Consider the following 22,514-nt stretch of genomic DNA (forward strand, 5'->3'; position numbering starts at 1 on the left):
AACGCCGCTCGACTCCGGAGAGTCGAGCGGCGGTCTTGGCCTAGGTGACGGCTACTTGCCGAGCTTGGCCTGCAGATCGTCGAGAACCAGGCCGGCACCTGTCGGGCCGAGGCCCAGGAACCAGGTCTCGTCGCTCACCTCGGTGGCGCGTCCTTCCTTGACTGCGTCCATGCTGGCCCACAGCGGTCCGGCAACAACCGTGGTCTGGCCGGTGTCGGCGGGATTTCCGTAGCTGGAGTAGAAGATTCGGTCACCCTCCGCCTCGGTGATCGTTTCCGGGCTGACCTCGACGGCCAGTTCGTCGATGTCCTGGATCGCCGGGCGGGGCAGACCGACGTCCTTCAAGATGACGCCGATGAACGACAGATTGCCGTACAGGCGCAGCTTCCCGGACATAAAGCGAACCAGTGAAATTGTCGGGGAGCCGTCGATCGACTCACGGACCTTGTCGGCGTGCTCTTGGTAGTCGTTGAGAACCTGCTCAGCCTTGGTCTCTTCGCCGAGTGCGTCACCGGCAAGGAGGAAGTTCTCCTTCCACGGGAAGCCGGGGCGGATGCTGAAGACCGTCGGCGCGATTGCCGCGAGCTGCGGGTAAAGCTTGTCCTGGCGCAACTTGCTGCCGAGGATCAGATCGGGCTGCAGTGCGGTGATCGCCTCGAGGTTGAGATTGTTGGTGGTGCCGACGTCGGGGACGCCGACGAGCTTGTCGGCCAGGTACGACGGCTGACCGGCGGCACTTTCCGGGCTGGCGATGCCGACCGGGGTGATCCCGAGAGAAAGAACCTCGTCGAGTTCGCCGCTGTCGAGCACGACGACGCGGGTCGGCTTGGCTTCGAGGGTGGTCTCGCCCAGAGCATGGGTGATGGTGCGTGGGAACTCGCCGGGCGCGGCATCGCTGCCGAGCTTCGCGGTTTCCGTGTCGGCGGTGCTGAACAGCTTGCCGCCGGTCGCGACATCGGTGTTGCCGTTTGCGTTGCCGCCGGCGTCGGACGAGCCGCAGGCCGTAGCGGCAAAAACAGTCGCCAGGGCAACCATGGCGACCCGGACCGACGTGCGGCTCCGGAGAGTGGTGCGTGAATGCATTAGGCTACCCTACCTTCCGTCCATATGGCTTGGTCAGGGAGGTATCCGCACCGTCGATACCAGGTGAAGGGCGCGTCAGGTCTCGCTCAGCGGGACCTCTACGCAATTCGGACAACAGGGCGTGACCAACGTGTTAGCTTCGCGAAAGACCTGTACTGGTAAGCGAAGACGCGTGTAGTGAGGATTTCGATGACCCTGAACATTGCCGATCTGTTCGAGGCCGTTGCCGATGCGATCCCCGATCGGGTTCCCTTGATTCTGGAAGACGTGCGGTTGAGCTACGCCGAACTCGAACTGCGATCGAACCGACTCGCTCATCATCTGCAGTCGGTGGGCGTCGAACCGGGCCAGCATGTCGGTATTCACATGCGGAACTGCGTCGAGTACGTCGAAGCGCTCCTTGCCTGCTTGAAGATCAGAGCGGTACCGATCAACGTCAACTTTCGCTACACGGATGCCGAACTCTCGTACATCTACACCAACTCCCAGATGGTGGGACTGCTGGTCGAGGCAGAATTCGCGCCGACGGCACTGGCCGTGGTTCCGCAGTGTCCGGAGATCACCCACGTGCTGATCGTCGGCGACGACTACGAGAACGCCCTTGCGGCGCAGTCCGATACCCGCGACTTCGGCCCTCGCAGCAACGACGACCATTTCATCATCTACACCGGCGGTACAACCGGAATGCCCAAGGGTGTGGTGTGGCGGCACGAAGACTTCTTCTTCGCCGCGCTGTCCGGAGCGAACCTCAGCGGGCCGCCGCGTCGAAGCCTCGAAGAGGTTGTGGACGCGGCCGTAGCCAACACCGATCCGACTGTGCTGCTACTCATCCCGCCGCTCATGCATGGAGCCGCGATCTATTCACTGCTCACGGCATTTCTCATGGGAGCGCCCCGAGTGCTGACCCGCAGCTTCGACCCGATGGAAGTGCTGCGACTGGTCGAGGCCGAGAAGATCACCGGAATCACCGTCGTCGGCGACGCGATTGCTCGACCGATTGCCGACGCCATCGCCGCAAGCGAAGGGCGCTACGACCTTTCGACTCTCCAACTGATCGGCTCGGGTGGCGCATTGTTCTCCCCGAACCTGAAGGCAGAACTGACAACCCGATTGCCAGGGCTGGTGATCAAGGATGCATTCGGTGCTTCGGAATCCGGCAACGACGGCGTCGTCGAATTCGGTGAGGACGGTTCCAAGCGAATTCGATCCAACCCCAACATGATTCTTGTCGACGACGAATTCCGTCGCATCGAACCCGGCTCGAACACAGTCGGATTCATCGCCAGGGCCGGCCATGTTCCCGTGGCCTACTTCGACGACCCCGCGAAGACTGCTGCAACTTTTCCCGTCGTCGACGGGGTGCGTCTGGCGGTACTCGGGGACATGGGCACGATGGAAGCCGACGGAACCATCGTGCTGCTCGGGCGCGGTTCGATGTGCATCAACTCCGGAGGCGAGAAGGTTTATCCCGAAGAAGTCGAGCAGGCACTCAAAACACACCCGGCAGTTTTCGACGCTTTGGTGGCGGGTGTGCCCGACACTCGATTCGGCGAGAAGGTCGCCGCTGTGGTGCAGGTTCGACCGGGATTCGAAGATGTTGCGACGGAATCGTTGTCGGAGCATTGCCGCACCCACGTCGCCGGGTACAAGATTCCCCGGTCGATCGTGCTCGTGCCAAGCATCCTCCGCTCACCCAGCGGGAAGGCCGACTACCGTTGGGCAAAGGAAACCGTCGCCCGAGTGCAAACGTCTGCGTAAACATTTCGCGAAGCAAGTGGTCGTTGGCTATTCTTTTCATGCCCGCTTTGTTTCGAGAATGACGCATCGGAGATTTGTCGTGACTACCAAACAGCTGACTTCGGTGGATTTCGAATTGATCCCGGCAAATATGGCAAACCGCTCTACGGACGTCCTGACAATATTCCTGTTCGATTCGGATAGTTCGACACCGCTCGACAAGAAGGAACTGCTCGATTTCCTCAGTGCTCGCGCGTCGAGGATTCCGCAATTGCGGTGGACCGTGACCACAGTTCCCGGCGGGTTCGGGTTTCCCTATTGGATCGACTCCGCACCTTTCGATATCACCAAGCATGTCGAAGACAATGTCGAAATCTGCTCGTGGAAAGGTGTTTTCGAATACTTTGCCGACATTGCCGCGCAGATCGTCGATCCCTATGAATGCCTGTGGCGACTGCACGTCGTTCGAGGTGTCCGCGATGCCCCAGGGGTGCAGGGCGAAGCAACTGTGGTGATCCTGAAGGCTTCTCATGCCTTGGGCGACGGGCAGGTCTACAACGCTATTGTTCACGACCTGTTTTCATCGAAGCATTTGCTCGATTTCGTTCCGGAATTGACGGCGCCGAACCCGTGGTGGTCGTTTGTCAAGGGAATCTTCGGAACTCCGCGCCGGTATGTTCGCGCATTTCGTGCTCTGCCGGAAACCCGGAAATACGACGCACCGGATTCCGGTGGCGGTGCCGTGACCTTTACTGGTAAGCGTTCGGCCTCCGCGATCATGCTCGATCTGGTGGCGATTCGAGAAGCCAAGAAAATGTGGCCAGGCGTGACAGTGACAGCTATCGCCCAGACGATCATCTCCTTGTCACTGGAAGAATATTTCGGTGACAAGAGTCCACGCTCGATGCAGGTGATGTCCGGCGCCCCCGCGGGGGCAGAGGTGCGCGGACAAAATCATATGGGTTGCTATCACGTCGATTTGGCGATGGACAAACAAGATATTGCGGAACGTCTTGCCGCGATCACCATAAACAACAACCATGGCAAAGCGGAATATCCTGACGCATACCGGGCCGTACGTGCACTGCAATACGAACTTCCGGCTATTGCGGTCAAACCTAAATTGGCGTCGGATCCGAAACTGGGAACTGTAGCGAGCAGCGTCAATCGTGGACCGGCCGTCATGACTCTCGGCACGTCGAAGATCGTGTCGACTGCGTCATTTCCGTACGTGTCGCCGCGGAGTCCGTTCAATCACGGGATCTACTCGGTTGGTGACGTGCTTGCGATCTCGGTACTCAGCGGAACCCCGGATAGCGGTGACATCGATATCTACGCGGCTCGCCTGGAGAAAAACGCGGCCCGCGTCCTGGCGTGCCTCGAGGAACGAAGTACTAAAGCCAGGGCTCGATCGGCTTCTTCACCCACATGATCTTCTCGTCCGGATGCTCACGCCGAGCCTCGGGACGGTCTGGGTTAGCGGCTGACCACACAGCTTTCTCATCGAGCAGACTGGCGGCGATAGTCCAAGTCTCCCGCGTGCTCGGCGGATTGGCACCGGCCGCCCGCGCGAGTTTGCGCAGCCGATCGTCGGGCATGTCGAGCAACTCTGCACTGCTGATATCGCGGTCCCAGGCGAACTTGGCAAGACCGACAGCTTTCTCACGTCGGCTACGGCTCGCCATGTCGTTGTGCGCGAAGTCTGGTTCGGATGCCACGGCTTCACCTTATCGTCAACGAAATTGAGGCCCTCCCGCGTAAGCGGAAGGGCCTCAATTTCTGTTCTTCACTGTCGGGGTGGCGGGATTTGAACCCACGACCTCTTCGTCCCGAACGAAGCGCGCTACCAAGCTGCGCCACACCCCGTGTCGAACCTCGGTTAGCTTACATTACCGAGTCGACTGACATTAAATCCGCAGGTCAGTTGCGTAGAACCGACGCTGGAGACTCTGCGGAACTGTGCGCGGAGACATGCTCCGGTTCGCGCCTGGTAGCCGGAACCAGAGTCAGCAGAGTTGCCTCGGGACGGCAGCAGAAGCGTGCCGGAGCCCACGGCGAAGTGCCGATGCCCGCTGAGACGTGCAGCTGGGTGTGTGCGCCCCACTTCGACGGTCCCTTGACCCGGGATCGGTCGATCTGGCAGTTCGTGACCAGCGCGCCGTAGAACGGCAGGCACAGCTGACCACCGTGCGTGTGGCCGGCGAGCACCAGGTCGTAGCCGTCGTCGGCGAACCGGTCCAGAACTCGCGGTTCGGGCGAGTGCGTCAGGCCGAGCTTGAGCTGGGCGACGGGATTGGGTGTTCCGGCGACGGTGTCGTAGCGATCGCGCTTCAGGTGCGGATCATCGACGCCGGCGGCAGCAATGCGAATACCGGCCACTTCGAGTTCGCGGCGCACGTGGGTCATGTCGAGCCATCCACGCTCGGTGAACGCGGCCCGCAGGTCGCCCCAGGGGAGAGGATCCCCGGTGATGCGCTTGTCCTTGTTGAAGATGTAGCTCAGCGGATTCTTCGGTTTCGGAGCGAAGTAGTCGTTGCTGCCGAAGACGAACAGACCCGGTCGAGCCAACAGATCTCCGAGCGCCTGGACCACTGCTGGAACGCTGCGCTGGTGCGACAAGTTGTCGCCGGTGTTGACCACGAGGTCGGGGTCGAGGCCTTCGAGCTCACGCAACCAATTCTGTTTCAACCGTTGGTTCGGCATCATGTGCAAGTCGCTGAGATGGAGGACCCGCAGCGACGACGAACCGGGCGCCAGGACTGGCATCGTCACCTCACGCAGTGCAAATGCATTGCGTTCGATGCCGGATGCGTACCCGATCCCGAGTGCAGCGGCGCCCGCGGCACCAAGTGCGGCGCGGGTCAGGTTGGTGCGGAACTGGTCAGACACCCCTCAAGGATACGGGTGTGACCTTCTTCTGCGTCGCTCTCGCCGCCTTTTACAGCTATTTCACAGAGAATTGTGTCCGGGCGGAGGTAACTATCGGCACGCGCGAAACGCCGAGCGCGTAGCGTTTCCACCATGTCCGACACGACACCATCGCTCAAAGCCACCCTCCGAACCGACATGGTTGCATCCATGAAGGCGAAGGATCCGCTACGTACAGCCACCCTTCGGATGCTCATGGCAGCCGTCCAGACCGAAGAGGTAGCCGGTAAGGAAGCACGAGTCCTCACCGACGAAGAGATCATCAAAGTCCTTGCAAAGGAATCGAAGAAGCGCGGCGAATCGGCCGAGATCTACACCGAGAACGGTCGCGGTGAGCTTGCCGCGAAGGAGCGCGCAGAAGCTCAGATCATCGACGAGTACCTGCCGACGCCGTTGACCGACGCCGAGCTTGTCGACGTCGTCGACACCGCCCTTGCTCAGGTTTCCGAGGAGCTCGGTGAGCGTCCCGGGATGCGTCAGATGGGCCAGGTCATCAAGGCCGCCAACGCTCTGGCCAAGGGCAAGGCCGACGGCGCACGTATCTCTGCAGCAGTGAAGTCCCGACTGTAGAAGCGCGCTTCCAGAACCAAAACGGCCGCGATCTCCGAATCACTCGGAGATCGCGGCCGTTCTTGCTTCAGGGCCGTCAGTTCGGCGGAGTCCCCGCAGGCGGTGCGGGTTCACCTCCGGGCGGAGTCGCATCCGGGGGAGTTGCGCCCGGTGCCGGGGCCGCGGGGGATGCGGGTGCAGCCGGAGCTCTTACGGAACCGTCACTGATGTAAATCGTGACGGTCGAACCCGGGATTGCGGACCCGGACGGCGAAACTCCGGTGACCGTTCCCGCGCGTGCTCCGGATGCCGTCGTCACGGAATTGACGGTGAAGCCGGATGCCTGAAGCCGGGACGTCGCTGCCGACTGGCTCAGGCCGACAACCTCGGGAACCTGGCCGTTCTGTGATCCCCGTGCGTACTTTTCGTCGATCGGGGGCAGCGAGGTGGGCCCGAAGTTGTTGGCGACCGGGTTCATTGCCGCGAACCAGGATCTCGCCGGTTCGGTACCGCCGTACAGGTTGCCGCTGTAGCAGGGGCGCAGCGGGCTCGAGCAGATCTCGCCGGGCGTCGGCGAGTCGCCGAAGATGTAGACCGCAGCAGCGAGGTTGTTGGTGAAGCCGAGGAACGCCGAGGACTTGTGAGTCTCGGTGGTACCCGTCTTGCCCGACATCGGCAGGCTCCATCCGGCGCTGCTCGCGGCACCGGCAGACGTACCGGCGCCGACGTCGTCGCGGCTCATGGCATTGGCGAGTGTGTCTGCCAAGCCGGGCTCGACAACCTGCTCACAGCCCTGCTCGGTGACGGCCACCGGCTTGCCGTAGCGGTCGAAGACCGAATCGATGGGACTCGGCGGGCACCACTTGCCGTGCGAGGCGAGAGTGGCTGCGACGTTGGAGAGTTCGAGCGGGTTGATCCAGGTGGGGCCGAGGGTGAACGAACCGAGGTTCTGTTCCTTCTGGAAGTCGGCCATGCTGCGCTCGTCGAAGCCCGAGGTGTTGGGATCGGCGTACGAGCGCATGCCGAGACGGACAGCCATGTCGACAGTCGGCGTGACACCCGTTGCCTCGATGAGCTTGACGAAAGCGGTGTTGGGGGACTGAGCCAGCGCGTCGGTCACGGACAGCGTCGGCGGGTAGTTGCCCGCGTTCTCCACGCAGTACGTCGAAACCGGGCAACCTGCGGCGCCGCCGCTACCCATGCCCTTGGCTTCGAAGCGCTTGGGTACGTCGAGGGTCGCGTTGATACCGAGACCCTTCTCCATCGCCGCAGCCGTCGTGAAGATCTTGAAGACGGAGCCCGCACCGTCGCCGGCCAGTGAGTACGGCTGCGCCTGGACGGTTTCGTCGGCGTCCGCGTTGAGTCCGTACGTGCGACTGCTGGCCATCGCGATGACCTTGTGTGAATCCTGACCGGGCCTGATCACGTTCATGACGTTGGCGATGCCGTCGAGGTTGGCGCTCGCGTTCGCATTCAGGCCGGCCTTGGTCGATGCCTGCACCTGCGGGTCGAGAGTGGTCTTGATGAGGTAACCACCGTCGTTGATCTGGTCACGGGTGATCCCGGCGTCCGAGAGGTACTTCAGTGCGTAGTCGCAGAAGAAACCACGATCGCCCGCGGCGATGCAGCCGCGCGGCAAGTTGTTGGGAGTTTCCAGGACGCCGAGGGGTTCTTCCTTCGCGGCCCGGAACTCGTCGGCGCGATCCGGAATGTTCGTGATCATGGTGTCGAGCACGGTGTTACGACGCTCGGTGACGCCTTCGACGTTCGTGTAGGGGTTCAGTGCGGAGCTGGACTGAACCATGCCGGCAAGCATTGCCGACTGCGGAACGCTCAGATCTGCTGCATCGACGCCGAAGTAGGTCTGAGCCGCGTCCTGAATGCCGAAGGATCCGTTGCCGAACGGGACGAGGTTCAGGTACCGGGTGAGGATCTCGTCCTTCGTGAGTTCCTTGTCCAGTGTCAGTGCCATCCGGATCTCGCGGATCTTTCGGGCCGGGGTGGTCTCGATGGCAGCGCGACGCTCGGCATCCGTCTTGGCGACGACCAACAGCTGGTAGTTCTTCACGTACTGCTGATCGAGCGTCGACGCGCCCTGCTGCACTTCACCGGTTGTCGTGTTGGTGAGGAAGGCGCGCAGCGTTCCCTGCCAGTCGACGCCCTTGTGGTCGGGGAACCGTCGGTCCTCGATGGAGACGATCGCCAACTTCATGTTGTTGGAGATCTTCTCGCTCGGGACTTCGAAGCGTCGTTGGTCGTAGAGCCAGGCAATGGGGTTGCCGGCGGAATCGACCATGGTGGACACCGCGGGGACCGTGCCTTCGACCAGTTCGGCCGAGACGTTGTCGACGGTATCGGCAGCGCGGTTGGACGCGAATCCGAATCCGCCCGCCACTGGGAACATCACCCCTGCGACCAGGACACCCGCCAATGCGGAGCTTCCGGCGAGCTTCGCCACTGTTTTTGCAATCGACACGATCTACAGAGTACGTGTGCCCACCCATTGGAACCGGTTTCAGTGTTTTGCGGGTGTTCAAAACCTCCTGAACACGCGCTTTGTACTGCCGTACCAAAAAATGCCCCCGCCCGTCTTGCGTTAGGGCCGTTCTTTACCTAAATTGTGATCAGTGTGATCGACGTAACACTCGATCACGAATGTGTCTCAGGTTTCACGTGCTACCGCGGGACTGCTGAGATGGTGCGCTGCTCGCCCCATGGCGACGGTCAGACTTTGTAGAGGGGACCCAGAATGTACACAGCCACCCCGAGTAGCCGTTTGGACATCGAGCAGGCCGAGGCACGAATTGCCTGGGTAACTCAGGCACGATGCCGCGAGGTCGACCCCGACCAACTTTTTGTTCGTGGCGCCGCGCAGCGCAAGGCGGCCACCATCTGCCGCCACTGCCCGGTACTCATGCAGTGCGGAGCCGACGCTCTCGACAATCGTGTCGAGTTCGGTGTGTGGGGCGGAATGACGGAACGTCAGCGCCGCGCACTGCTCAAGCAGCACCCCGACGTCGATTCCTGGTCCGAGTTCTTCGAAGATCAGCGCCAGCATCACTCAGCAGTCTGACCCCGGCCGATCGGGGGATCAGCCCTTACGAGTGAGCTGATCTCCCACCGCACGCAGCGCCTCGAGGTCCGAGACCTCGAACGGTAGCGACGGAACACCGATCAGCGGCACCCTCGGGTGAGCTGCGGTGAATCGGCTCAGCAAAGCGATTTCTCGCTTCGCGATCACTGCCCGATGGGCATGGATACGGAGAACAGCTGCGGTGAGGGCCTCGGCCTCGGTCGCACTTTCCTTCGCTTCCAGTTTGTCGGCGGCAGTCACCGCATGATCGGCAGGCAAGGCCGTCAATGTCGGGTGTGTGCGGTTGAGAACCAAACCGGCCAACGGCATCGAGTCACCCGCAAGGCGATCGACGAAGAACGCCGCCTCACGGAGAGCGTCGGGCTCGGCCGCTGCGATCACCAGGAAATGAGTCCCCGGCTGACGTAGCAACTCGTAGGTCTTCGTGGCGCGTTCACGGAAACCGCCGAACATCGAGTCGAGCGACTGCACGAATGCCGATGCATCCGAAAGCATTTGGCTTCCCACGATGGTCGAGACACCCTTCAGTGCCAATCCCATCGCGCCGGCCACGAGCCGGGTCAGGCCACGGCCGGGTGCCGAGAGCAGCCGGATCATCCGTCCGTCGAGGAATGTTCCGAGCCTCTGTGGAGCGTCGAGGAAGTCGAGCGCATTGCGCGACGGCGGGGTATCGACGATCACCAGATCCCACGCGTCGTTCGACGCCAGCTGCCCCAACTTCTCCATCGCCATGTACTCCTGCGTTCCGGAGAACGATGTGGCAACGGTTTGGTAGAAGGGATTCGCCAGGATCTGCTCGGCCTTCTCGGGGCTGGAATGCTCGATAACCATCTCGTCGAAAGTCCGACGCATGTTCAGCATCATCGCGTGCAGTTCACCCGTGGCCTCGGGGCCCAGCTTCACCGGCTGCGGAGTGTTGTCGAGTTCGGCCACACCCAAGGCCTGCGCGAGGCGACGGGCCGGATCGATGGTGAGAACGACTACGCGTCGGCCCTCTTCGGCCGCACGCAATGCCAGCGACGCAGCCGTCGTGGTCTTGCCGACGCCACCCGCGCCGCAACACACCACGATCCGTGCCGTCGGGTCCTTGATGATCGCCGAAATATCGAGGGCAGGAGCTGCGCGTCGGCCGGTCCTGGAACTGCCGACCGTCACGTTCTCGGTGGTCTCGGTCATCACACGCCCTGTTCCGTGAGGTATTCGGCCAGCTCGTAGAGCCCACCGAGATCAACGCCGTCGGCGAGTGCGGGAAGTTGCACCCGCGCGCCGTCGATCTCGCGGAGCTTCTCCGCACTGGATTCTTGAGCTTCGAGCACCGAAGCATGTTCGATCGTCTCGGTGAGCAGGCCCGCGAAGTCGTCGTCGGACAGATCGATGCCGACGTCGGAGAGCGTCGACCGGATCGAAGCGGCGTCGATATTGCCAGCCGCGGCACCGGCGAGTTGACCTTCGGGCAAGAACCTCGGGCTGGCGCGATTGACGATGATGGCACCGAGGTTGAGGTCGTCACGCGCAAGTTCTGCGGCGGCGTCGGCAGTTTCCTGAACGGGCAGCGCTTCGAGAAGCGCAACAAGATGTACGACGGTTTCCGGCGAGTGCAGCAGCCGAACGACACCTTCGCTCTGTGAGTGCACCGGGCCGCCCTTGGCGAGATCGGCCATCGCCTTGGTGACGTCGAGGAAGCTGCCGATTCGTCCCGTCGGGGGAGCGTCGACGACAACGGCGTCGTACACGCGCTTGCCGGTTCGATCGGTGCGGATGACGCACTCCTTGATCTTGCCGGTGAGCAGAACGTCGCGAAGACCGGGAGCGATGGTCGTGGCAAATTCGATGGCGCCGAACTTACGCATTGCCCGGCCGGCGAAGCCGAGGTTGTAGAACATCTCGAGGTATTCGAGGAACGCGGTCTCGATATCGACGGCGAGAGCCATCACTTCACCGCCACCTTCGGCGGCCGCGACCTTGGTCTCCTGCGGCGGAAGCGGCGGTACGTCGAAGAGCTGCGCGATTCCCTGACGGCCCTCGACCTCCACGAGGAGAACGCGCTTGCCGCCTTCGGCCAACGCGAGCGCCAACGCGGCGGCAACCGTGGACTTACCGGTACCGCCTTTACCTGACACAAAGTGCAGGCGGGCCTTCGTCGCAGACTCGGGCCAGGTCCTGCTCAGCTCATCTTGGGATGCAACCACACCGCGAGCCTATAAGTCTGGGGCCGAAGATGTACGCGGGATAGGCTCAGCGCATGAGCGAAATAACTTCCTGGGAATACACCGTGACTCCGTTGCTGGTCCACAATCCGAAGGCAATTCTCGACAACTGGGGTGTCGACGGCTGGGAACTCGTCGCAGTCCTGCCGAGCGCGTCGGGCGAGCAGCACGTCGCGTACATGAAGCGTCCGAAGGGCTGAATCACATGGCAGAGGCAACACAGACCTGGTCGGAGCGTCTCGCCGAACTGGGCATTGCACTTCCCGCCGTCGCGGCACCCGTCGCTGCGTACGTTCCCGCGGTTCGCAGCGGCAACCACGTGTACACGTCGGGTCAGCTTCCGTTCGTCGACGGAAAGTTGGCGCTGACCGGCAAGCTCGGCGCGGGCGTGTCGGATGAGGACGCCAAGGCCGCGGCACGTACCTGCGCGCTCAACGCCCTCGCTGCCATCGACGCGCTGGTCGGCATCGACAACGTCGTCCGCGTCGTCAAGGTCGTCGGCTTCGTGGCATCCGCCGAAGGATTCACCGGTCAGCCCGGCGTGATCAACGGCGCTTCCGAATTCCTCGGCGAGGTGCTCGGCGACGCCGGCATCCACGCTCGTTCGGCTGTCGGAGTGGCAGAACTTCCCCTCGGCTCACCCGTCGAGGTGGAACTGATCGTCGAAGTTCGCTGATGTCGACGGTCCATCCCGCCTACGCGCAGCTTCGCCGCGTCACCGACATCGCCTCGGTCTTGCTCGAGAACAATCCGGGCATGATGACGCTGGACGGTACGAACACTTGGATTCTGCATGCTCCGGGCAGCGTCGAGTGTGTTGTCGTCGATCCAGGCGACAACGACGAGGAACACCTGCAACGTGTCGCTGGTATCGGTCCGGTAGCGCTGACCTTGATCACGCACCGGCACTACGACCACACCGGCGGGGTGGACCGTTTCCACGAATTGACTTCGGCTCCAGTGCGTTCCGTCGACCCCACATTTCTTCGCGGGGGCGCTTCGGCGCTTGTCGACGGTGAAGTGATCGAGGTCGCGGGCCTGAAGTTGCGGATCCTCGCGACTCCGGGGCACACCGCTGACTCGGTGTCGATAGTCATCGAGAACGATTCGAGCGTGCTGACGGGCGACACCATTCTCGGCCGCGGCACGGCAGTTCTCGACGATTCCGACGGCGATCTGGGGGATTACCTCACCTCGCTGCGGTCTCTGGCCGCGCTCGGCGAAGGATTGACGGTGCTGCCCGGGCACGGTCCTGACCTACCCGATCTGCAGGCGATTTCACAGCAGTACCTCGCCCACCGCGAGGAGCGTCTGGATCAGGTGCGGGCCGCTCTGTCGACGTTGGGGGAGTCGGCCTCGGTTCGCGACGTAGTCGAACACGTCTACTCCGACGTGGACCCGAAGCTGTGGCCGGTCGCGGAGAAATCCGTCAACGTGCAGTTGGCGTATCTGCGCCGCTGAGGCGCTCGGCGCCGACATAAGGAGCTGAGCTGTCTGGCCGAACTGCCGCCACCTATGCCAATCGAGGTATAGCTGGCGGCAGTTTTTGCATTTGTTTGATATGGGTCACGGGCCAATAGTTAGTCCATGACCTCACAATGCGACGGATGGATCCGCAATTACGTGGACGGCTCCTATGTCGAACCCGACGAGTCGTCGAGCTTCGATCAGGTTGACCCCGCAACGGGCCGTGTTCTCGCCCGGGTCCACGAGGCTGACAAGGCCCTGGTCGATCGGGCCGTGACCTCTGCCAGGCGCGCTCTGAACAACGGTTGGGCCGATACGCCGGTCCGGGAGCGGACGGCTCTGCTGAGGCGGGCCGCCGACCGGATCGAGGAACGATTCGAAGAGTTCGTCGCCGCAGAAATGGCGGACACCGGTAAGCCGATCACGCAGGCACGCGAACTCGACGTCGCGCGCGCCCTGACGAACTTCCGCACCTTCGCCGACATCGTCGCCGCTTCCGGACAGGAATCGTTTGTCACCGATCTCGCGGGTGGCAAGCAGGCGCTGAACTACGCGATCCGCAAGCCGCTCGGCGTGGTCGCGGTCATCGTTCCGTGGAACCTGCCGCTGCTTCTCCTGACCTGGAAGGTTGCGCCCGCGCTCGCGTGCGGAAACTCCGTGGTGGTCAAACCTTCCGAGGAAACCCCGGCGACTGCGTCGTTGCTGGCGGAGGTGCTCGAAGAGGTCGGCCTGCCTGCCGGCGTCTACAACGTCGTCCATGGATTCGGCGCGAACTCGGCCGGCGAGTTCCTCACCACGCACCCCGGTATCGACGGCGTCACCTTCACTGGATCTTCGGCAACCGGTTCCCATGTCATGAAAACCGTTGCCCCGCGGGTCCGTCCGGTCTCGTTCGAGCTCGGCGGCAAGAACGCCGCGATCGTGTTCGACGACGTCGACATCGACGAAGCGCTGACGGGTCTGACCAAGTCGGTGTTCACCAACACGGGCCAGGTCTGCCTGTGCACCGAGCGTGTGTACGTGCACCGCAGCATTTTCGACGACATTGCCGGTGGACTCGTCGAGCGGGCAGCAGGATTGCGGCTGGGCGACCCGACGCTCGCTGCGACGACCACCGGTCCGCTCATCTCGCAGGCGCACCGGAAGAAGGTACTCGACTACTTCGAGATCGCCGAGCAGGAAGGCGCGAAAGTGCTGACCGGCGGCGGTGTTCCGGATCTCGGACAGGAACTGTCGGGCGGATCCTGGATCGAACCCACCCTGTGGACGGGCTTGACCAACAAGGATCGCGCGGTGCGAGAGGAGATCTTCGGACCCGTCGCAGCACTGATTCCGTTCGACACCGAAGCCGAAGCGATCGCCCTGGCAAACGACACCGAGTACGGCCTGGCTGCCTCCGTGTGGACCAACGACTTGCGCCGCGGACACCGCGTCGCGCAGAAGATGAACGTCGGAATCTCTTGGGTCAACACGTGGTTCACCCGTGAGCTGCGATCTCCCTTCGGCGGCATGGGCCTGTCCGGCATCGGACGTGAGGGCGGCGAGTCCTCACTGCACTTCTACACCGAACCGACAAACGTGTGTGTGCAACTGTGAACATCGAAACCGCAAAAGTTCTCCAGAAATGAGCGAGGCGTGATGACAGCCCCAGAAGACACCGTATCCGCGCTCGCCCGTCGCCTCGACGACGCTGCGCAGAGTCGCACCGACACCCCTAGCCTCGCTGACGATCACACCATCGACATCGACGAGGCCTACCGGATCCAGAACGAACTCCTCGAACGACGCACCAGCCGTGGTGAATCGATTGTGGGCATCAAGCTCGGCTTCACCAGCAAAGCGAAGATGGCGCAGATGGGTGTCTCCGAGGTGATCGTCGGTCAGTTAACCGACGCGATGTGCGTGAGCAACGGCGGCGAGGTCGACCTGACGACGTTCATTCATCCCAAGATCGAACCCGAAGTGGCATACCGCCTGTCGAAGGACGTCGATCTCGACGATCCGAACGTCGACATCGAAACCTGCGTCGACGCACTGGCTCCCGCAATGGAGATCATCGACTCGCGCTACCGCGACTTCCGCTTCACCTACACCGACGTCGTCGCTGACAACACCAGCGCCGCCGGGTACGTGATCGGGCGTTGGCTTCCGTTGCAGAACGTCGAGGACCGTTCCGTGCGTATGGAAGTCGGTGGCGAGACGGTAGTCGGTACCACAGCAGCCATTCTCGGCGACCCGGTGCGAGCTCTGCACGCACTGCTCGACATCGCTCGCCGACGCCGAATTCCGTTGCGCGCTGGGCAGGTAATTCTGGCCGGCGCCGCCACAGCAGCTGTGCGACTCGACGAGGGCGTCGCGCAGTGCAGCATCGACGGCCTCGGAACCGTCACGGTGAAAGGTGTGAAGCGATGAGTGGGGCGCAGGTCATCGAGAAGCTGGCGAAGCCGCGCGGAAAGTTCCCGCACGTCAAGGTGGTTGGCGACTTCGTCTACGTCTCCGGCACCAGTTCGCGTCGGCCCGACAACACGTTTGTGGGCGTCGAGGTCGACGAGATGGGGACCACGGCGCTCGACATTCGGGCGCAGACCCGTGCCGTCATCGAGAACATCGCGGCGATCCTTGCCGAAGTGGGCGGAGAACTGAGTGATCTGGTTCAGGTCACCTCGTACCTGGTGTCGATGAACGACTTCGGTGGATACAACGAGGTGTATGCCGAACTGTTCGACGAAAACGGTCCGACGAGAACGACTGTGGCTGTCCACCAACTGCCCCACCCGCACCTGCTCATCGAAATTTCCGGTGTGGCGTACGTGCCCGCCGCCAAGCGCTCAGCGTCCGAAGATACGGAGAATGCATCATGACCACGATTCCTCCCGTCATCGACTTCAAGAAGTGGATCGACGACAACCGCCACCTCCTGCAGCCGCCCGTCAACAATCAGACGATGGCGCTGGGAGACGACTTCATCGTGCAGGTCGTCGGCGGTCCCAACCAGCGGACCGACTACCACCTCGATCCGTACGAGGAGTGGTTCTACCAGCTCGAAGGTGACATCCACGTCAACGTCATGACCGAGGACGGTCCTCAGCGCGTCGACATTCGTGAGGGTGAAACCTGGTTGCTGCCGGGGGACATTCCGCATTCGCCGCAGCGTCCCACCGCGGGTTCGATCGGCCTGGTCATCGAACGAGTCCGCAAGGAAGGCACGCTCGAGAAGTTCCAGTGGTACTGCCTCGAATGCGATCACAAGATTCACGAGGTCGAACTTCAGGTGCGTGACATCGTGGCCGACCTGCCGCCGGTGTTCGTCAAGTTCTACGAGAGCGAAGAAGCCCGCACGTGTGACAAGTGCGGCACGCTCCATCCCGGCAAGGGCTGAGCGATGAGCAACCTGATCGACATCCACACCCACTACGTGCCCAACGGGTGGCCGGATCTGACCGAAGACGCGGGACCGCAGGCACCGTGGCTGAAGGTCGAGTCGGAAACCGAAGCCATGATCATGATGGGCACCAAGGAGTTCCGCCGCATCCAGTCCGATGCCTGGGACGCCGAGGTGCGGCTTCGGGACATGGATGCCGACGGCGTGCAGACGCAGGTCGTCTCGCCCACTCCGGCGTTCTTCAACTACGGCCGGAGCGGCGAGCAGGCAAGTCGCATTGCACGGATCTTCAACGACCTCGCTCTCGAGATCGTGGAGCCGGCGAAGGATCGGTTGATTCCGTTCTGCCAGGTGCCTTTGCAGGACACCGACGCCGCATGCCGTGAGCTCGAGCGGTGCATCGCGAACGGGCACCGCGGGGTCGAGATCGGCAATCATGTCGGCGATCTGGACCTCGACAGCGAAGGTGTGGTGACGTTCCTGCAGCACTGTGCGTCGCTGGACGTGCCGGTATTCGTGCACCCGTGGGACATGGCCAACTCGCCGCGTCTCGATCGCTGGATGGCGCAGTGGCTCACCGCGATGCCGGCCGAAACGCATCTGTCGATACTCGCGCTGATTCTCGGTGGTGTGTTCGACAAGATCGACGATCGTCTCAAGATCGGATTTGCGCACGGTGGTGGATCTTTCGCGTTCTGGTTGGGGCGAATGGAAAACGCCTGGCACGGTCGCAACGACATTATCGGTACGTCGGAGTTCCCACCGTCGCATTACCTGGGAAGGTTCTACGTGGATTCCGTCGTCTTCGACGAGCGTGCGCTGCGACTGCTGGTGGACACGGTGGGGATGGACCGTGTGATGGTGGGTAGTGATTACCCGTACCCCTTGGGGGAGCGTCCGGTCGGTGAGGTGGTTCGCAAGAGTGAGTTCTTGGACGATACTGCGCGCCAACTGATCTCGCGGGGGAATGCCGAACGTTTCCTGGGTCTCGTCTGAGACCCCGGCTATACCCTTTCCGGTATGGCGGACGGTGAATTCGGCATTTGTGAGTCATGTCTCGAGCGAGCACAATTCCAAACACAACGATCGACGACGCTCGTGATGCCGACAATCCCGAAGACGGGGTCGGTGACTACAGATTTCATCGTCCGCCTGCCCCATCCAATCGATAGGTTCCGCGATGTCAGACAAGATATCCAACAGCACAACGAGTGACGGAAAGCCGTTGCCGGAGAAAGCTGCCCGTAGCCGAGTTGCCATGGCAACTCTGGCCGGCACAACTCTCGAATGGTACGACTTCTTCCTCTACGGCACAGCTGCCGCGCTGATCTTCAACAAACAATTCTTCCCGAGCCTGAGCCCCACTGCCGGAACGCTGGCTGCCTTCAGCACCTTCGCCGTCGGATTCATCGCGCGGCCGGTGGGCGGACTCGTGTTCGGGCACTTCGGCGACCGGATCGGGCGCAAGGCCACACTTGTGGTCTCCCTGGTGATGATGGGCGTCGGTTCCACGCTCATCGGCCTCATCCCGAACTACGACTCCATCGGATTCTGGGCGCCTGTCCTTCTGGTGGCCATGCGCGTCGTTCAGGGCATCGGTCTGGGTGGTGAAGGCGCCGGCGCGACGCTCATGTCGATGGAGCATGCACCGGCCGGGCAGAAGAATCTGTACGCAGGTTTCCCGCAGATGGGCACACCGGCCGGCCTCGTTCTGGCCAACGGCATCTTCCTCACGACCAATGCCGTGATGTCGGACTCCGCGTTTGCCTCGTGGGGATGGCGAATCCCGTTCCTGCTCAGCTTCGTTCTGGTGGCGATCGGTCTGGTGATTCGCTTGCGCGTCACCGAGTCGCCGTCATTCGCCGGGATCATGGAGAAGGGCGAAATAGTCCGCTTCCCGCTGCGTGAATCGCTCAAGGTCGGCTTTCCGCGTCTGTCGCTGACGCTGGCCGCGTGCTTGGCGAACTCCGCCGTGGCGTACGCCTTCATGGTGTTCACTCTGTCGTACGGAACTCAACATCTGGGCTACGACAAGCAGTTCCTCGTGCTCAGCGTGACTGCGGCGGCTGTCCTCTGGTTCCTCTCCATACCGTTCTGGACCAAGATCGCCGACAAGTACGGGCGTCGACACATGTTCATCGGCGGATCGGCCGCAATCCTGTTGTGGTGCATCGTGTTCTTCCCGCTACTGAACACCGAGAACAAAGTGATCGCTGTCATCGCGTTCCTGGGTATGGGTCTGATCGTGCCGGTCACCCATTGTGTTCAGGGCAGCATCATCGCCGACACGTTCCCGGCCAAGGTCCGCTACTCCGGTTCGTCTCTGATCCTCCAGAGTGGTGCGATCCTCGGCGGCGGACTGGCGCCGATGATCGCCACCGCACTGCTGGACGCCACCGGGTCTTCGGTGGGCGTCACCTGGTACCTCGCCTCGATATGCACGATCAGCCTGGTCGGCGCCATCGCACTGTTCAAGCTTGTCCCCGATTCGTCGCGGGGTCTGGAGAACGAAGAGATTCGGGTCTCCGAAAACGCCTGAGTGCGAGATTGTTCCGAATCGGCCCGCTCCCTGCGAGGGAGCGGGCCGATCTACGTTTCACGGTCGCATGAGCTCGTCTGCAAAGGACTTCAGCGTCGCGATCAACGCCTGCGCGGACGGGCTCGACGTTCGAGTCGCCGACGAGGTGATGCCGACGCTGTGCCCGATCGGATCGAGAGTGATGGACAGGGTGGTCAAACGTGCGTCGTCTCGGGGGATGAGACTCGGTAGTACCGCGATCATGTCGGTCTCGACCAGCAGCTGACGCACGGTGAGGAAAGAGGTTGCCTCGACGCGATTTTCGGGCAACGGCAGGCCGTTGCGGGCGAAGAACTCCTCGAGCTCGCGGCGAAGCACTGTCTCGACACCGGGCAGGATCCAGGGGAAGCCACGCAGTTCTTCGAGTTGGATGTCCTCGCGATGGGCGAGTGGATGATCCACGCGGGTGACGAGTTCGACCGACTCCGCGTAGAGGTTTCGCCTGATCGCGGTGTCGTCGGTAGGTGAGGTGAGACGGCCGACGATCAGGTCGATCCGACCCGCTTCCAGGTCGGTGAGCAACTGCTCGGGTGTGCCTTCGCGAACGATGACCGTGAGCAGGGGGTGCTGGACCTTCAGTCGCGCGATGGCGCCCGGAAGCAGCACGTTGGATCCGGCGAGATGTGTTCCCACGATGACGGTTCCGCGATTGGCGTCGGCAAGCTCGACGACGTGCCGCCCCGCTTCGGTCAGCTGCGCGATCACGGCCCGAGCATGAGTGGTGAATGCCTCACCGAAAATGGTCGGGGTGATTCCGCGCGGGCCGCGATCGAAGAGCGAGACACCGAGAATGGACTCGATGTCGTGCAGACTGCGGGTCGCGACCGGTTGCGTGATGTGAAGTGCGGCAGCGGCACCGACCACGCTGCCCTGACGGCTCAATGCGTCGACGAGCAGGAGATGGCGGAGCTTGAGTCGCCCGTCGAGGAGCTTGGGCATGTCCATGGAGCAATCCTAGTCGGGATTTCTCCTGGTGGGTAGGCGCCCGAAGTTGCTCAGGAGAAGGTGATTCCAATCGGTTGGGCCGTTGTGTACTTCTCCCACGATCCGCTGCTGTCCGGACTTCCCGTGTGCGCAAACGACGTCCAGTGCCTGCGCACACGACGGCCCAGTGCGTCGATGCTCTGCCAGTCGCTGCTGCCCAGCATCGGCGAGTCCTGCCAGGACTGCTCGGTTCCCAACACGAAGGGCAGTTCGATGCAGTGGGTGGCTCCGAAGACGTCGTCGGACGGTGTCCAGTCGAAGCGATACGTGTACACCGACGCACCGGCTTCGGTGAAGGCGTCGGCCAGCGCCATCGCTGGTTCGGCAAACATGTTCTGTGTCAGTGCTTCTTCGGCGACACGTTCGGGATCGGGTGCGCCCACCACGTTGCGCAGGAACGCGGATCCCTCGTCGCGGGTGTAGCCCACGATGACGTCCGGCGCTGCCTCGAAAGTTCGGGTCACCGGTTCAAGCCCGGAAATAGGCGCAAATGGCGGTTGAACGACATTGGGGGACCGTTGGCTGAACTCGATTGCCGTGCCGCGGAATGCGTCGAGCACACGGGGGAGCGGCGCGGTTCGAGGATCTCCGTCGAGCAGTCGGGCAAACGTCTCGCCGTTCTCGATTGCCGCAGCCTGCGTGAAGTTGAGGTCGGGTCGTGGGGTGCTCTGCAGAATTGCTCGATGGAACAGAGTTCGAGAGTTGTTACTGCTCAACAGATTCACAATGGAATGAGCGCCGGCAGACTGGCCGAATACGGTGACCGAGTCTGGGTCGCCGCCGAATGCCTCGATGTTCTCGCGCACCCAGTCGAGGGCCGCGATCTGATCGTGGACTCCGAGATTGCCTTCACTGACGCCGTCGAGGAGAAGGTATCCGAGCACGCCGACGCGATAGTTGACCGACACCACGACGACGTCGCCTTCGGCTGACAAAGCGTGGCCGTCGTACCAGGGGAGGGAGCCGCCGCCACTGGAGTAGCCGCCGCCGTGCAACCACACCATCACTGAGCGGCGGCCGGTCAGCGAGGGGGTTGTGACGGTGACGGTGAAGCTGTCCTCGCTCTGCTCGGGCTCGGGGAGCGGCGGTCCCATGATCCGTTCGAGACGTGAAGGTGGTTGGGGGAAAACCGTTCCGAGAGCTGTGGCGTCGAAGACGTCGGAGAGCGGTTCCACTGGCCGCGGTTTCTCGAAACGCTGTGCGTGGGCGTAGGGAATCGCACCGAAGTAGAAGGACCCGTCACGCTTGCGGCCGCGGACCTTCCCCGAAGTTGTGGATGCGATCACCGTCTCGGACGAGGGCATGGGTTCCTTTCTTCTTGTGCATGCCTTTTCGAGCATGCCAGGTCGATGCCGCGGCACAAATGCCTTTGTGGTCGTGCGGTATGCGTTACGACGTGAGTGCCTGTACCAGTCGATCTTCGAGTCGCGTCGTCACTCGGCTGTATACGGAACCGTCGTCCAGTGCCCGGGACATGACGATCGCCCCTTGGATCCCGGCCACGGCTTCTTCGGCGAGTCCGATGGAATCTTCGGCACCGACGAGTGCCGCCTCGAGAGCCGCTGTCCATTCGTCGAAGTATGTTCGGACCCTGGCGCCGAAGCGGTTTCGCTCTTCACCGAGTGCAAATGCGCCGAACAGGCAAATGCGTTGCCCTGACCGAAAGTAGTCGCCCGCGGTAGCGAACATGCTCTGGATGCGCTGCCTCGGTGGAACCGATTCTGCTCGAAGCGGTTCGAAGACTTCGGCGCGAAACCATCCGTCGACCTCGGCGAGCACCGCCTCGGCCATCTCTTCCTTCCCGCGCGGAAAGAAGTTGTAGAGACTGCCTTTGCCCAAGCCGGTGTGTTCGGTGATCACGGCCAGGCTTGCTCCGTCGAACCCGTAGGTTCGAAACACGTTCGCGAGAGCGGGAATCGTGTCCGAGCGTTCAGCTACCTGTCTGGCCATGGATTCATCCTTTCATCACAGACCCAACTCGCTCAGGCCCGGATGATCGTGCGGGCGTGGTCCGGTCGGATCCCAGAAGAACTTTCGCTCGGACTCCTCGATGGGAACGTCGTTGATGCTGGCATGACGGTGATGCATGAGGCCGTCGGCGTCGAATTCCCAGTTCTCGTTGCCGTAGGAGCGGAACCACTGCCCGTCGTGATCGTGCCACTCGTACGCGAATCGCACGGCGATGCGGTCGCCGCTGTGCGCCCACAACTCTTTGATCAACCGGTAGTCCAGCTCGCGGGTCCACTTCTCGGTCAGAAGTTCGACGATTTCGGATCGGCCGGTGACGAACGTCGACCGATTACGCCACCAACTGTCCGGCGTGTAAGCCAGCGATACCTTCTGTGGATCGCGCGAGTTCCATCCGTCCTCGGCAAGTCGAACCTTTTGTTTGGCGGTTTCGTGGGTGAAGGGCGGAATGGGTGCTCGGACGGTCATTGTGCTGCCTCTCCAGTAGACGTGTACCTATCGGTACAGACTTTACCGATAGGTACAACAAGAGTCCAG

Annotated in this window: 23 protein-coding genes and 1 tRNA gene; 13 read left to right on the forward strand and 11 right to left on the reverse strand. The window is 62.3% G+C overall.

What is annotated here, in order from left to right; genetic code table 11:
* Window positions 1–51: 51 nt before the first annotated feature.
* Window positions 52–1,083: an ABC transporter substrate-binding protein gene (locus ACFWEM_RS22120; protein ID WP_378537068.1), complete on the reverse strand. Its 1,032-nt coding sequence runs from the start codon at window positions 1,081–1,083 to the stop codon at window positions 52–54.
* A 189-nt stretch (window positions 1,084–1,272) separates the two neighbouring features.
* On the opposite strand from ACFWEM_RS22120, the gene ACFWEM_RS22125 reads away from it, so the two are divergent.
* Both ACFWEM_RS22125 and ACFWEM_RS22130 read left to right on the forward strand, forming a co-directional pair.
* Window positions 1,273–2,841 carry an acyl-CoA synthetase gene (locus ACFWEM_RS22125; protein WP_378537070.1) on the forward strand — a complete coding sequence of 523 codons (1,569 nt, stop codon included), beginning with the start codon at window positions 1,273–1,275 and terminating at the stop codon, window positions 2,839–2,841.
* 79 nt (window positions 2,842–2,920) lie between these two features.
* A complete protein-coding gene (locus ACFWEM_RS22130; RefSeq protein WP_378537072.1) occupies window positions 2,921–4,252 on the forward strand; it encodes a wax ester/triacylglycerol synthase domain-containing protein in 1,332 nt (443 codons plus the stop codon).
* Here ACFWEM_RS22130 and ACFWEM_RS22135 read toward each other — a convergent pair.
* The 3 genes from ACFWEM_RS22135 to ACFWEM_RS22145 form a co-directional block, all read right to left on the reverse strand.
* Entirely contained in the window at window positions 4,215–4,538 is a 324-nt protein-coding gene (locus tag ACFWEM_RS22135; RefSeq protein ID WP_378537074.1) for a hypothetical protein, read from the reverse strand. The two genes, ACFWEM_RS22130 and ACFWEM_RS22135, sit on opposite strands and share 38 nt — an antisense overlap.
* Window positions 4,539–4,612: 74 nt before the next feature.
* Window positions 4,613–4,686 (reverse strand) — tRNA-Pro (locus tag ACFWEM_RS22140).
* A gap of 54 nt (window positions 4,687–4,740) precedes the next feature.
* Window positions 4,741–5,709, reverse strand: coding sequence for a metallophosphoesterase (locus ACFWEM_RS22145; RefSeq protein WP_378537076.1), 969 nt, complete (start codon window positions 5,707–5,709; stop codon window positions 4,741–4,743).
* Window positions 5,710–5,841: 132 nt separating this feature from the next.
* On the opposite strand from ACFWEM_RS22145, the gene ACFWEM_RS22150 reads away from it, so the two are divergent.
* On the forward strand, window positions 5,842–6,318 hold the full coding sequence (locus ACFWEM_RS22150; protein ID WP_230816530.1) for a GatB/YqeY domain-containing protein: 477 nt from the start codon (window positions 5,842–5,844) through the stop codon (window positions 6,316–6,318).
* Between the two features lie 76 nt (window positions 6,319–6,394).
* Here the strand turns inward: ACFWEM_RS22150 and ACFWEM_RS22155 are convergent, their stop codons facing one another.
* Entirely contained in the window at window positions 6,395–8,755 is a 2,361-nt protein-coding gene (locus ACFWEM_RS22155; RefSeq protein ID WP_378445777.1) for a penicillin-binding protein, read from the reverse strand.
* 291 nt (window positions 8,756–9,046) lie between these two features.
* Between ACFWEM_RS22155 and ACFWEM_RS22160 the strand changes: the two genes are divergently transcribed.
* The gene (locus ACFWEM_RS22160) at window positions 9,047–9,370 is read left to right on the forward strand and encodes a WhiB family transcriptional regulator (RefSeq protein WP_007732375.1); all 324 of its coding nucleotides are present in this window, start codon (window positions 9,047–9,049) and stop codon (window positions 9,368–9,370) included.
* A gap of 18 nt (window positions 9,371–9,388) precedes the next feature.
* Here ACFWEM_RS22160 and ACFWEM_RS22165 read toward each other — a convergent pair whose 3' ends face one another.
* Both ACFWEM_RS22165 and ACFWEM_RS22170 read right to left on the reverse strand, forming a co-directional pair.
* Window positions 9,389–10,567 carry an ArsA family ATPase gene (locus tag ACFWEM_RS22165; protein ID WP_029254327.1) on the reverse strand — a complete coding sequence of 393 codons (1,179 nt, stop codon included), beginning with the start codon at window positions 10,565–10,567 and terminating at the stop codon, window positions 9,389–9,391.
* Window positions 10,567–11,580: an ArsA family ATPase gene (locus ACFWEM_RS22170; RefSeq protein WP_378537078.1), complete on the reverse strand. Its 1,014-nt coding sequence runs from the start codon at window positions 11,578–11,580 to the stop codon at window positions 10,567–10,569. Before ACFWEM_RS22170 ends, ACFWEM_RS22165 begins: the two co-directional genes overlap by 1 nt.
* Before the next feature lie 53 nt (window positions 11,581–11,633).
* On the opposite strand from ACFWEM_RS22170, the gene ACFWEM_RS22175 reads away from it, so the two are divergent.
* The 9 genes from ACFWEM_RS22175 (at window position 11,634) to ACFWEM_RS22215 (ending at window position 18,986) form a co-directional block, all read left to right on the forward strand.
* The gene (locus tag ACFWEM_RS22175) at window positions 11,634–11,798 is read left to right on the forward strand and encodes a hypothetical protein (RefSeq protein ID WP_003943454.1); all 165 of its coding nucleotides are present in this window, start codon (window positions 11,634–11,636) and stop codon (window positions 11,796–11,798) included.
* A 5-nt stretch (window positions 11,799–11,803) separates the two neighbouring features.
* Entirely contained in the window at window positions 11,804–12,274 is a 471-nt protein-coding gene (locus ACFWEM_RS22180; protein ID WP_003943508.1) for a RidA family protein, read from the forward strand.
* A complete protein-coding gene (locus ACFWEM_RS22185; RefSeq protein WP_378537080.1) occupies window positions 12,274–13,059 on the forward strand; it encodes an MBL fold metallo-hydrolase in 786 nt (261 codons plus the stop codon). Before ACFWEM_RS22180 ends, ACFWEM_RS22185 begins: the two co-directional genes overlap by 1 nt.
* A 126-nt stretch (window positions 13,060–13,185) precedes the next feature.
* Complete coding sequence (locus ACFWEM_RS22190; RefSeq protein WP_378537082.1) at window positions 13,186–14,661, forward strand: 2-hydroxymuconic semialdehyde dehydrogenase; 1,476 nt, start codon at window positions 13,186–13,188, stop codon at window positions 14,659–14,661.
* Between the two features lie 42 nt (window positions 14,662–14,703).
* Window positions 14,704–15,477, forward strand: a complete 774-nt coding sequence (locus tag ACFWEM_RS22195) for a 2-keto-4-pentenoate hydratase (RefSeq protein ID WP_378445731.1) — start codon at window positions 14,704–14,706, stop codon at window positions 15,475–15,477.
* Complete coding sequence (locus ACFWEM_RS22200) at window positions 15,474–15,926, forward strand: RidA family protein (RefSeq protein WP_138871577.1); 453 nt, start codon at window positions 15,474–15,476, stop codon at window positions 15,924–15,926. The genes ACFWEM_RS22195 and ACFWEM_RS22200 overlap by 4 nt, the downstream gene beginning before the upstream one ends.
* Window positions 15,923–16,444 (forward strand): 3-hydroxyanthranilate 3,4-dioxygenase, encoded by a 522-nt coding sequence (locus ACFWEM_RS22205; protein ID WP_003943511.1) that lies wholly within the window; start codon window positions 15,923–15,925, stop codon window positions 16,442–16,444. The genes ACFWEM_RS22200 and ACFWEM_RS22205 overlap by 4 nt, the downstream gene beginning before the upstream one ends.
* Window positions 16,445–16,447: 3 nt before the next feature.
* A complete protein-coding gene (locus ACFWEM_RS22210) occupies window positions 16,448–17,443 on the forward strand; it encodes an amidohydrolase family protein (RefSeq protein ID WP_378537085.1) in 996 nt (331 codons plus the stop codon).
* 184 nt (window positions 17,444–17,627) lie between these two features.
* Entirely contained in the window at window positions 17,628–18,986 is a 1,359-nt protein-coding gene (locus ACFWEM_RS22215; RefSeq protein WP_378445733.1) for an MFS transporter, read from the forward strand.
* A gap of 57 nt (window positions 18,987–19,043) precedes the next feature.
* Here ACFWEM_RS22215 and ACFWEM_RS22220 read toward each other — a convergent pair whose 3' ends face one another.
* The 4 genes from ACFWEM_RS22220 to ACFWEM_RS22235 form a co-directional block, all read right to left on the reverse strand.
* On the reverse strand, window positions 19,044–19,970 hold the full coding sequence (locus tag ACFWEM_RS22220) for a LysR substrate-binding domain-containing protein (RefSeq protein ID WP_230816521.1): 927 nt from the start codon (window positions 19,968–19,970) through the stop codon (window positions 19,044–19,046).
* 50 nt (window positions 19,971–20,020) lie between these two features.
* Entirely contained in the window at window positions 20,021–21,313 is a 1,293-nt protein-coding gene (locus tag ACFWEM_RS22225) for a carboxylesterase family protein (protein WP_378537087.1), read from the reverse strand.
* Window positions 21,314–21,398: 85 nt separating this feature from the next.
* Window positions 21,399–21,959, reverse strand: a complete 561-nt coding sequence (locus ACFWEM_RS22230) for a TetR/AcrR family transcriptional regulator (RefSeq protein WP_378537089.1) — start codon at window positions 21,957–21,959, stop codon at window positions 21,399–21,401.
* 15 nt (window positions 21,960–21,974) lie between these two features.
* Window positions 21,975–22,445, reverse strand: a complete 471-nt coding sequence (locus tag ACFWEM_RS22235) for a DUF1348 family protein (RefSeq protein ID WP_378537091.1) — start codon at window positions 22,443–22,445, stop codon at window positions 21,975–21,977.
* Between the last annotated feature and the right edge of the window lie 69 nt (window positions 22,446–22,514).

This window comes from Rhodococcus sp. NPDC060176, assembly GCF_042728675.1.
In the GTDB taxonomy this organism is placed as follows: domain Bacteria; phylum Actinomycetota; class Actinomycetes; order Mycobacteriales; family Mycobacteriaceae; genus Rhodococcus_F.

Bases quoted from the DNA above. Each gene is read 5' to 3' on its own strand.
- ACFWEM_RS22120 (WP_378537068.1), bottom strand. From the start codon at position 1,083: ATGCATTCACGCACCACTCTCCGGAGCCGCACGTCGGTCCGGGTCGCC.
- ACFWEM_RS22125 (WP_378537070.1), top strand. From the start codon at position 1,273: ATGACCCTGAACATTGCCGATCTGTTCGAGGCCGTTGCCGATGCGATC.
- ACFWEM_RS22150 (WP_230816530.1), top strand. From the start codon at position 5,842: ATGTCCGACACGACACCATCGCTCAAAGCCACCCTCCGAACCGACATG.
- ACFWEM_RS22160 (WP_007732375.1), top strand. From the start codon at position 9,047: ATGTACACAGCCACCCCGAGTAGCCGTTTGGACATCGAGCAGGCCGAG.
- ACFWEM_RS22165 (WP_029254327.1), bottom strand. From the start codon at position 10,567: ATGACCGAGACCACCGAGAACGTGACGGTCGGCAGTTCCAGGACCGGC.
- ACFWEM_RS22175 (WP_003943454.1), top strand. From the start codon at position 11,634: ATGAGCGAAATAACTTCCTGGGAATACACCGTGACTCCGTTGCTGGTC.
- ACFWEM_RS22180 (WP_003943508.1), top strand. From the start codon at position 11,804: ATGGCAGAGGCAACACAGACCTGGTCGGAGCGTCTCGCCGAACTGGGC.
- ACFWEM_RS22185 (WP_378537080.1), top strand. From the start codon at position 12,274: ATGTCGACGGTCCATCCCGCCTACGCGCAGCTTCGCCGCGTCACCGAC.
- ACFWEM_RS22190 (WP_378537082.1), top strand. From the start codon at position 13,186: ATGACCTCACAATGCGACGGATGGATCCGCAATTACGTGGACGGCTCC.
- ACFWEM_RS22195 (WP_378445731.1), top strand. From the start codon at position 14,704: ATGACAGCCCCAGAAGACACCGTATCCGCGCTCGCCCGTCGCCTCGAC.
- ACFWEM_RS22200 (WP_138871577.1), top strand. From the start codon at position 15,474: ATGAGTGGGGCGCAGGTCATCGAGAAGCTGGCGAAGCCGCGCGGAAAG.
- ACFWEM_RS22205 (WP_003943511.1), top strand. From the start codon at position 15,923: ATGACCACGATTCCTCCCGTCATCGACTTCAAGAAGTGGATCGACGAC.
- ACFWEM_RS22210 (WP_378537085.1), top strand. From the start codon at position 16,448: ATGAGCAACCTGATCGACATCCACACCCACTACGTGCCCAACGGGTGG.
- ACFWEM_RS22215 (WP_378445733.1), top strand. From the start codon at position 17,628: ATGTCAGACAAGATATCCAACAGCACAACGAGTGACGGAAAGCCGTTG.
- ACFWEM_RS22220 (WP_230816521.1), bottom strand. From the start codon at position 19,970: ATGGACATGCCCAAGCTCCTCGACGGGCGACTCAAGCTCCGCCATCTC.
- ACFWEM_RS22225 (WP_378537087.1), bottom strand. From the start codon at position 21,313: ATGCCCTCGTCCGAGACGGTGATCGCATCCACAACTTCGGGGAAGGTC.
- ACFWEM_RS22230 (WP_378537089.1), bottom strand. From the start codon at position 21,959: ATGGCCAGACAGGTAGCTGAACGCTCGGACACGATTCCCGCTCTCGCG.
- ACFWEM_RS22235 (WP_378537091.1), bottom strand. From the start codon at position 22,445: ATGACCGTCCGAGCACCCATTCCGCCCTTCACCCACGAAACCGCCAAA.